General features: G+C 69.5%; 3 protein-coding genes. All 3 read right to left on the reverse strand.

The window, feature by feature from the left end:
- The coding region (locus ACNPM4_RS17550; RefSeq protein WP_448986534.1) for a precorrin-2 dehydrogenase/sirohydrochlorin ferrochelatase family protein at nucleotides 1-610 on the reverse strand (610 nt) is incomplete at its 3' end.
- Nucleotides 607-969: a nitrite reductase small subunit NirD gene (nirD, locus tag ACNPM4_RS17555; protein ID WP_448986535.1), complete on the reverse strand. Its 363-nt coding sequence runs from the start codon at nucleotides 967-969 to the stop codon at nucleotides 607-609. The genes ACNPM4_RS17550 and nirD, both read right to left, overlap by 4 nt.
- The coding region (locus tag ACNPM4_RS17560; protein ID WP_473965306.1) for a nitrite reductase large subunit NirB family protein at nucleotides 966-2,205 on the reverse strand (1,240 nt) is incomplete at its 5' end. The genes nirD and ACNPM4_RS17560, both read right to left, overlap by 4 nt.

A 2,205-nucleotide genomic window follows, 5' to 3' on the forward strand; every position in this document is an offset into this window, starting at 1 on the left:
CGACCTCGGCCGCGGGTCCCAGGCGGTCGGTCACGACCACGTCGGCTTCGGCGATGAGCCGACGCGCGCGCACCGTCATCAGGTCCGCGGGGCCCGGCCCGCCTCCGACCAGGTCGACGCGTCCACTCCGACCGGCACGGCGCCGACGCAGCGGGATGCGGCCTTCGCCCGCGAGGCCGACGATCGCATCCCGCACGGCGACCGACCGACGCGGGTCCGCACCGACCGTACTGGTCACCGCGACGGTCACGTCACCGATCTCGGCCTGTGCGGTGAGCCTGGTCGACCCGTGGGCGCCGTCGGAGGCATTGATGCAGAGGATCCGCTTGCGCTCGCAACGTTCCGCGACATCGCGGTCGACGCGGGCGTCGCCGGTGGCCGTGTGCACGAGCCACGCCCCGGCGAGATCCGTTCCTCGGAAGCGACCGGCGCGCCAGACGAGACCGTGAAGCTCGACCAGCCGCGCGGTGTCCGGATGCAGGACGGGGGCGGCGATCCGCACTCGCGCCCCTTCGTCGAGGAACCGGCGGATCCTCTTCGCCGCGACCGCGCCACCACCCACCAGCAGCACGTCGCGTCCGGTGAGGTCGACTCCCAACATGACCGTCATCGGATCTCCTCGATGTTCAGCTCGATCTGACCCTCGCGAACGGTCACGTCCCATACCCGCAGCGTCGCCGGCGCCTTGCCCTGCGTGTCGAGGCATTCGCCCGTGCGCAGGTCGAAGACCTGCTTGTGCATCGGTGAAGCCAGCGTCGGCACATCGCCCCGCGTGCCCACGATCCCGCGGGACATCACATGGGCACCGCTGTAGGGATCGAGGTTGGACACCGCATGCACGGAGCCGTCGGCGAGGAGGAAGAGCGCGATCTGGACCGTGCCGAACAGCGCCGCCCTGCCTCGCTCCACCTCGAGATCGCTGAGCGCGCAGACGCGAACTCGCGTTCCGATCTCGGCCGAAAGCGTCATCGCCGCACCTCCAGAGTCGTGCCGGCGATGAGGACGGTCGCGTCGGATCGCTCCTCCGTCGTCGCCGGACGCACCTGACCGCGCTCGGGCACATAGGCCAGAGAGGGATCGGGGGTGTCGGTCGCGTTCACGAAGGACTCGAAGCGCCGCAGCTTCACCGGGTCGCGCAGGGTCGCCGCCCACTCGTCCTCATAGCGGTCGACGTGCACGCTCATGGCCGCGTCGAGGTCGTCGCAGATGCCGAGACTGTCGTCGAAGATCACCTCGCGGAGACCGTCCAGCCCGCCGTCGAGCTCAGAACACCACCCTGCCGTGCGCTGGAGTCGGTCCGCCGTGCGGATGTAGTACATGAAGAAGCGGTCGATCGCGCGGATGAGGCCCTCGTCGTCGAGGTCAGCCGCCAGCAGTTCCGCGTGGCGCGGCGAGAAGCCGCCGTTGCCGCCGACGTACATGTTCCACCCCGTCTCGGTGGCGATCACACCGACGTCCTTCGACCGGGCCTCCGCGCACTCGCGCGCGCAGCCGGACACACCGACCTTGAGCTTGTGCGGCGCCCGAAGACCCCGATAGCGGAGCTCGAGGCGCACGGCCATGCCGACGGCATCCAGCACCCCGTACCGGCACCAGGTCGAGCCGACGCACGACTTCACCGTGCGCAGCGCCTTGCCGTACGCCTGCCCGGACTCGAACCCGGCGTCGACCAGCCGCTGCCAGATCTGCGGCAGCTGCTCGAGGCGGGCGCCGAACATGTCGATCCGCTGCCCGCCGGTGATCTTCGTGTAGAGCCCGTAGGTCTCGGCGATGTTCCCGATCGCGATCAGTCCCGCAGGGGTGACCTCGCCACCGGGCATCCGCGGCACAACCGAGTACGTGCCGTCCTTCTGCATGTTGGCCATCACGTGGTCGTTGGTGTCCTGCAGAGCCGCGTTCTCGCCGTCGAGCACGTGCGCTCCGACGAGGACGGACAGAATGCTCGCCAAAGCCGGCTTGCAGATGTCACAGCCGCGCCCGGTGCCGAAACGGGCGATGATCGCGCTGAAGGTCGTGAGTTCCGACACGCGCACCGCGTCGAAGAGCTGACGGCGCGACATCGAGAAGTGCTCGCACAGGGCGTCGGACGTCGCCTGTCCGAGCTTCGTCAGCTCCTGGCCGACGATCTTCTTGACCGTGAAGAGGCAGGATCCGCAGGTGGCCCCCGCCTTGGTGCAGGCCTTCACGGCCGCGGCGTCGGTGCAC

Source organism: Microbacterium umsixpiens, assembly GCF_053543675.1.

What these genes read in the sequence shown, in the direction of transcription:
- nirD (WP_448986535.1), bottom strand. Translation starts at nt 969, where the DNA reads ATGACGCTTTCGGCCGAGATCGGAACGCGAGTTCGCGTCTGCGCGCTC.